This window comes from Methylobacterium bullatum (assembly GCF_014845095.1).
Lineage (GTDB): Bacteria > Pseudomonadota > Alphaproteobacteria > Rhizobiales > Beijerinckiaceae > Methylobacterium > Methylobacterium bullatum.
In genome coordinates this window covers 22,545-28,861 of the sequence record NZ_NKUG01000029.1, presented here as the reverse complement: position 1 = coordinate 28,861, position 6,317 = coordinate 22,545, and the positions used below count along the sequence as shown (strand labels likewise).

Below are 6,317 nucleotides of genomic sequence, written 5' to 3'. Positions count from 1 at the left end.
GGGGAGAGGGACGCGGTCTGCCTGCAAGAGCAGATGAGCGAATCCGGTAGCAGCCCGCAGGGAGAGGGGACCGGCGCCTTTCCCGAAAGCCATCCCCGGACGGCCCCGCTCGGGCGGCGGCGGGATCGCGCGGCGGGTCCGACGACATGCGGAGCGCATCATGCGTCTTGACCTCGTTCCCCGCACCCGCCGCTCTCCGGTGCTCGACATCCTCTCTCCGGCGCTGGCCTTCGTGGCGGCGGTGCTGATCGGCGGCCTTGCCGTGGCGGCCCTCGGCGTCTCGCCGGGCGAGGCCTTCGTCACCTATTTCGTCACGCCCCTGAGCGAGGTCTGGTCGCTGCAGGAGATCGCCCTGAAGGCCGCGCCCCTGGCGCTGATCGCCACCGGTCTGGCGTTCTGCTACCGCGCCAACCTCTGGAACATCGGGGCCGAGGGCCAGTTCGTCATCGGCGGCCTGGCCGGCGGCTGGGTCGGCGTCGCCACCCACGGCATGGGCGGGTTCACGCTCTGGATCCTGCCCGCGATGCTGATCGCCGGGACGCTCGCGGGTGCTGCCTACGCGATGATCCCGGCCGTCCTGAAGGTCCGCCTCGGCGTCTCCGAGATCCTCACGAGCCTGATGCTCGTCTACGTCGCCCAGCTCCTCCTCGACTACATGGTCCGCGGCCCCCTGCGCGATCCGGCCGGCTACAACTTTCCCCAGAGCGTCGGCTTCGATCCCGCGGCGCGCCTGCCCTACCTCATGGAGGGCGAGACGCTGCATGCGGGGGTGGTGATCGCCTTCCTCGCCGTGGTGCTGGCGACCGTCGTTCTGGCCCGCACCCTGTTCGGGTTCGAGGTCCGGGTCGTCGGCGCGAGCCCGCGGGCGGCGCGCTTCGCCGGCTTCTCCGATGCCCGCCTGACGCTGGCCGTCTTCGCCATCTCCGGCGGCGCGGCGGGCCTTGCCGGCATCGTCGAAGTGGCGGGAAAGATCGGGCAGCTCCAGCCGGAGATCTCGCCGGGCTACGGCTTCACCGCGATCATCGTCGCCTTCCTCGGGCGGCTCTCGCCGCCGGGCATCCTGATCGCCGCCATCGTCATCGCGCTGACCACCATCGGCGGCGAGGGCGCGCAGATCGATCTGAAGCTGCCCCTCGACCTGACCCGCGCCTTCCAGGGCCTGCTCCTCGGCCTCGTCCTCGGGGCCGACGTGTTCGCCGGCTATCACGTGCGGCTCGTGCCGGGCGGCCCGTCCGGCCGCACGGCGTCGTGAGCCATTTCGAGGGATATCGGAGCCGATCATGACCCTCGACATCGTCCAGATGGTCCTCGTCACGGTCCTGGCGGCCGCGACCCCCCTGATCCTCGCCGGCATCGGAGAGCTCGTGGCCGAGCGCTCCGGCGTGCTCAACCTCGGGGTGGAGGGGATGATGATCTTCGGCGCCGCCGTCAGCTTCGCCGTGGCGGTACAGACCGGCTCGACCTTCCTCGGGGCGCTGGGCGGGGCCGGGGCCGGCCTGCTGCTGGCCGCCCTGTTCGGCATCCTCACCGTCGGGCTCGCGGCGAACCAGGTCGCCTCCGGCCTCTCGCTGACCATCCTGGGGCTCGGCCTGTCGGGGTTGGTGGGCGCGAACTACGTCGGGATGAAGCGCGATCCGGCGCCGCACCTGTCCCTCCCCGGCCTCACGGACCTGCCCGGACTCGGCCGGCTCGTCTTCGGCCAGGACGCCTTCGTCTATACGGCGGTCGCCCTCGTGGCCGCCGTGTCGTGGTTCCTGTGGCGGACGCGGGCGGGCCTGACCCTGCGCGCCATCGGCGACGACCACGTGGCGACCCACGCCCTCGGGCTGAAGGTGCGCAAGGTCCGCTTCCTCTCGGTGCTGTTCGGGGGCGCCTGCGCCGGGCTCGGCGGGGCCTATCTCGCGCTGGCCTACACGCCGTTCTGGTCGCCGGGGATGACGGCGGGCCGCGGCTGGATCGCCCTCGCCCTGGTGGTCTTCGCCTCGTGGCGGCCCCTGCGGGTCGCGGCCGGTGCCCTGTTGTTCGGCGGGGCGACTGTGCTGCAGCTCCACGCCCAGGCCGCCGGCCTCGGCCTGCCGGGCCAGCTCCTCTCCGCCCTGCCCTATCTCGCCACCATCCTGGCCCTGGTCTTGCTCTCTCTCGGGCAGCGCCACGGCGGCTCGCTGGCGCCCGCCTCGCTCGGGCGAGTCTTCACGCCGAGCCGATGACACGCCGGGCCGGCGAACGGCAATGGATCGGGAGGGACGACACGATGCGGGGCAGGTCCATGATGCACGGCAAGAAAATGAGGCTCGGCAGGTCGATGAGGCTCGGCGTTGCGGTTCTGTGCGCGATGCTCGCCGCAGGGCCGGCGCTCGCGGCCGACAAGCTGAAGGTCGGCTTCGTCTATGTCGGGCCGGTCGCCGATTTCGGGTATTCCTACCAGCACGACCTCAGCCGCAAGGCCCTGGCCGAGGCCTTGCCCGACAAGGTCGAGACCACCTTCCTCGAGAACGTGCCCGAGGCCGACAGCGAGCGCTCGATCGAGAAACTCGCCCGCTCCGGCGCCGGCCTGATCTTCACCACCTCCTTCGGCTTCATGGAGCCGACCCTGAAGGTGGCGCGGAAGTTTCCCAAGGTGAAGTTCGAGCACGCCACCGGCTACAAGCGCTCCGACAACGTCTCGACCTATTCCGCCCGCTTCTACGAGGGCCGCTACGTCTGCGGGAAGATCGCCGGCAAGCTCTCGAAATCCGGCACGGTGGGCTACATCGCGTCCTTCCCGATCCCGGAAGTCGTCAGCGGCATCAACGCCTTCATGCTGGGGGCGCAGGCGGTCAACCCGAACATCAAGATCAAGGTGGTCTGGGTGAATACCTGGTTCGATCCGGGCAAGGAGGCGGAGGCGGCCAAGGCGCTCCTGGCGCAGGGCGCCGACATCCTGACCCAGCACACCGACTCGGCCGCTCCCCTCCAGGAGGCCGAGAAGCAGGGCAAGCTCGCCTTCGGCCAGTCCTCCGACCAGTACCGCTTCGCCCCCAAGGCCCAGCTCACCTCCATCACCGACGATTGGAACGGCTACGTGATCGCGGAGGCCAAGGCGGTCCTCGACGGCACCTGGAAGAGCCACGACACCTGGGGCGGCATCAAGGAGGGCATGGTCGTGCTGGCCCCCTTCACCAACATGCCCGACGACGTGAAGGCCATGGCCGAGGAGACCAAGCAGGCCATCGCCGACGGCAAGATCCACCCCTTCGCCGGGCCGGTGCTGAAGCAGGACGGAAGCGTCGCCGTGAAGGAGGGCGAGACCGCGCCCGACCCGATGATCCTCGGCATGAACTGGTACGTGAAGGGGATCGACGACAAGCTGACCCAATAACCCCGGGCTCTACACCATCGCATGGAAAAGAAGCCCCGCCGGAGCGTCCCGGCGGGGCTTCTTCGTTCATGGGAGCGTCGCTGCGCTCAATGGTTGTGGTGGCGCGCCGGCCGGTCGGCCTTCGGCTCGTCGGAGGGCGGGGGAGCCGGCACGCCGACTCCGCTCGGCGCGGCGACGGCATCGCCGCTCCGGATCGCCTCGCGCTCGTTCCGCGGGCCGGCGATCCCCTCGGTCCCGCCGGGAGCCGTCGCTGGGTCGCGGCCGGCGGGCGCACCGGTCCCCTGGGCGAGGGCCGCGCCGGTCAACCCGAAGAGCCCGCACAGAGCGAGGGCCGATATCGTCATACGCATGGTCGATGACCTTTCAAGAGAGGCGAAGAGCGAGAGAACCGTAAAACGAGAAGCAAGTCTTTGGCCGCTCGAAGAAAATCGAAGCCGGGCCGGAGAGGTTCCGCGTCAGCTTCCGCGATAGGTCTGATAGCTCCAGGGGGTCGCCACCAGCGGCACATGATAATGGCCTTCCGGGTCGCCCACGCCGAAGCGCAGGGGCACGATGTCGAGGAAGGGCGGTTCGGGGAGAGCGAGGCCTGGACCCGCTCCGACCCGCCGGAAGTGGTCGCCGAGCCCGAAGCGCAGTTCGTAGGTGGCGATCGGCACGGGGCGCCCGTGGATCAGGGGCATGTCGGTGCGGCCGTCCGCGTTGGTCACCGCGCGGGCCACCAGCACCGCCTCCGTCGCGGAGACGAACTCGACGAGGTCGACGGCCACCCCGGCGGCCGGCTTCCCCCGGACGGTGTCGAGGACATGGGTCGAGATCCGGCCCGTCGTGGCGAGCGGACCGGGGCCGCTCACCAGGGCGTTCAGGCGGATCGCGGCGATCCGCATCACCTCGGCCTCGGCCGTGCGCCGCTCCACATCGGGAGCGGATTCCAGCCGCGCGTCGAAGGTCCCGAGCAGCGAGGCGCGGCCGTGCCGCTTGACGCACAGGATGAAGGGGATCCCGAATTTGTCGCGGTAGGCCGCGTTGAGCGCCTCGAACCGGGCGTATTCCGCCTCCGACATCCGGTCGAGGCCGGCCGCGGCCTGCTCCGCGATGGAATCGGGGGCGATGGCCCCGGATCGGGCGGCGCGCCCGGCGAGTTCGGGATGGCCGGTGAGCAGCGCGAGGCGCCGCCCCTCCGGCGCGCCCTGGACCGCATCGCGCATGGCCGAGAACAGCGCCTCCACGGTGGCGAAGGGCCGCTGCGGCAGGGCCGCCTCGGCCACCCAGGGCGCGTGTTCGAACACGGCACCGAGCGTGGCCACGAAGTCCGCATCGGAGGCCTCGTTCAGAGCTGCGAGTGTCGACGCCATGGCGGCGGGCTCTCCGTTGAAGGCAGGCGATGACGACGCATCGCAGGCCCGGCCGGTGCAGGCAACGGGCCATGCGCGCCACCGCCGGGTCCCGCCCCGGTGGCACACGCCTTGCGCCCACGGACACCGCATCCCCGCTGAGGGATCTGCCCGGAGCGGCGGAGGCGTCGACCCCATGACCAGTGCCACGACCATCGCCGCCCCTCCCGACAGCATCCATGCCGCCGAGCCGGTCAAGGCGCCCGTGACGACGGTGCCTCCCGTCGCCCTCGCTCTGCTCGGGCTGCAGCACGTCCTGGTGATGTATGCCGGCGCCGTCGCGGTGCCGCTGATCGTCGGGCGCGCCCTGAAACTCCCGCCGGATCAGGTGGCGATGCTGGTGAGCGCCGACCTGTTCGCGTGCGGGCTCGCGACTCTGCTGCAGAGCTGGGGCCTGCCGGGGATCGGCGTGCGCATGCCGGTGATGATGGGCGTCACCTTCGCCGCCGTCACGCCCATGGTCGCCATGGGGACCAATCCCGAGATCGGGCTGACCGGCATCTACGGCGCCGTGATCGCGGCCGGCCTGTTCGCGTTTCTCGTGGCGCCGCTCATCGGACGGCTGCTGCCGCTGTTCCCGCCCGTGGTGACCGGAACGATCATCCTGGTCATCGGCGTCTCGCTGATGAAGGTGGGCGTGAACTGGGCCGCCGGAGGAATCGGCAACCCGGATTACGGGGCACCGCTCCATCTCGCCATCGCCGCCTTCGTGCTGTGCGTGATCCTGGCGATCACCCGCTACGGCACCGGCTTCGTCAATTCGGCCTCGGTGCTCATCGGCATCGTCGCCGGGATGCTCGTGGCCGCCGCCTTCGGGCTGGTCGATCTCGGCCATGTGGCCACCGCGTCCTGGTTCGACGTGGTGCGGCCCTTCGCCTTCGGCGCCCCGACCTTCGATCCCGTCTCGATCGTCACCCTCTGCATCGTGATGATCGTGGTGATGATCGAATCGACCGGGATGTTCCTGGCGCTCGCCGAGATCTGCGCCGACCCCGTGGACGAGAAGCGCCTGACCAGGGGCCTGCGCGGCGACGGCCTCGGCACCGTCATCGGCGGCATCTTCAACACGTTCCCCTACACCTCGTTCTCGCAGAATATCGGGCTCGTGGGCGTCACCGGGGTGCGCACCCGCTACGTCGCGGTGGTCGGCGGGTTCATCATGCTCGGGCTCGGGCTCATTCCGAAGCTCGCGGCCCTGGTCGAGGCGGTGCCGCAATGCGTGCTCGGCGGGGCCGGGCTCGTGATGTTCGGGATGGTCGGCGCGACGGGCGTGCGCATCCTCGGGGCGGTGGACTTCGCCCGCAATCGCAACAACCTGTTCGTCGTTGCGGTCTCCGTCGGTTTCGGCATGATCCCCCTCGTCGCCCCGGCCTTCTTCAAGCAGATGCCGCACGCGCTGCACCCGCTCCTCGAATCCGGAATCCTGCTCTGCGCGATCGCGGCGGTGAGCCTGAACCTATTCTTCAACGGCCTGACCGGCGACGAGGCCGCCCGCGCCGCGGCCCGGCATCAGGCGGCCTCCTCCGAACATTGACGACGGCCGTCTCCATCCACCGCCCCCCTCCTGG

Annotated in this window: 6 protein-coding genes; 4 read left to right on the top strand and 2 right to left on the bottom strand. The window is 70.4% G+C overall.

The annotated features are described in order from the left end of the window. Window positions 1-160 precede the first annotated feature (160 nt). The 3 genes from MBTS_RS04045 (at window position 161) to MBTS_RS04035 (ending at window position 3,358) form a co-directional block, all read left to right on the top strand. Window positions 161-1,252: an ABC transporter permease gene (locus MBTS_RS04045; protein WP_147830515.1), complete on the top strand. Its 1,092-nt coding sequence runs from the start codon at window positions 161-163 to the stop codon at window positions 1,250-1,252. A 28-nt stretch (window positions 1,253-1,280) separates the two neighbouring features. Next, window positions 1,281-2,207, top strand: a complete 927-nt coding sequence (locus tag MBTS_RS04040) for an ABC transporter permease (protein ID WP_147830513.1) — start codon at window positions 1,281-1,283, stop codon at window positions 2,205-2,207. Between the two features lie 95 nt (window positions 2,208-2,302). Then, window positions 2,303-3,358 carry a BMP family ABC transporter substrate-binding protein gene (locus MBTS_RS04035; RefSeq protein ID WP_210322648.1) on the top strand — a complete coding sequence of 352 codons (1,056 nt, stop codon included), beginning with the start codon at window positions 2,303-2,305 and terminating at the stop codon, window positions 3,356-3,358. Window positions 3,359-3,444: 86 nt separating this feature from the next. Here MBTS_RS04035 and MBTS_RS04030 read toward each other — a convergent pair whose 3' ends face one another. Together MBTS_RS04030 and uraD are read right to left on the bottom strand one after the other, a co-directional pair. Next, entirely contained in the window at window positions 3,445-3,708 is a 264-nt protein-coding gene (locus MBTS_RS04030; RefSeq protein WP_147830511.1) for a hypothetical protein, read from the bottom strand. A gap of 105 nt (window positions 3,709-3,813) precedes the next feature. After that, the gene (gene uraD, locus MBTS_RS04025; protein WP_147830509.1) at window positions 3,814-4,710 is read right to left on the bottom strand and encodes a 2-oxo-4-hydroxy-4-carboxy-5-ureidoimidazoline decarboxylase; all 897 of its coding nucleotides are present in this window, start codon (window positions 4,708-4,710) and stop codon (window positions 3,814-3,816) included. Window positions 4,711-4,885: 175 nt separating this feature from the next. On the opposite strand from uraD, the gene MBTS_RS04020 reads away from it, so the two are divergent. Next, the gene (locus MBTS_RS04020) at window positions 4,886-6,283 is read left to right on the top strand and encodes a nucleobase:cation symporter-2 family protein (protein WP_238253959.1); all 1,398 of its coding nucleotides are present in this window, start codon (window positions 4,886-4,888) and stop codon (window positions 6,281-6,283) included. Window positions 6,284-6,317: the final 34 nt, after the last annotated feature.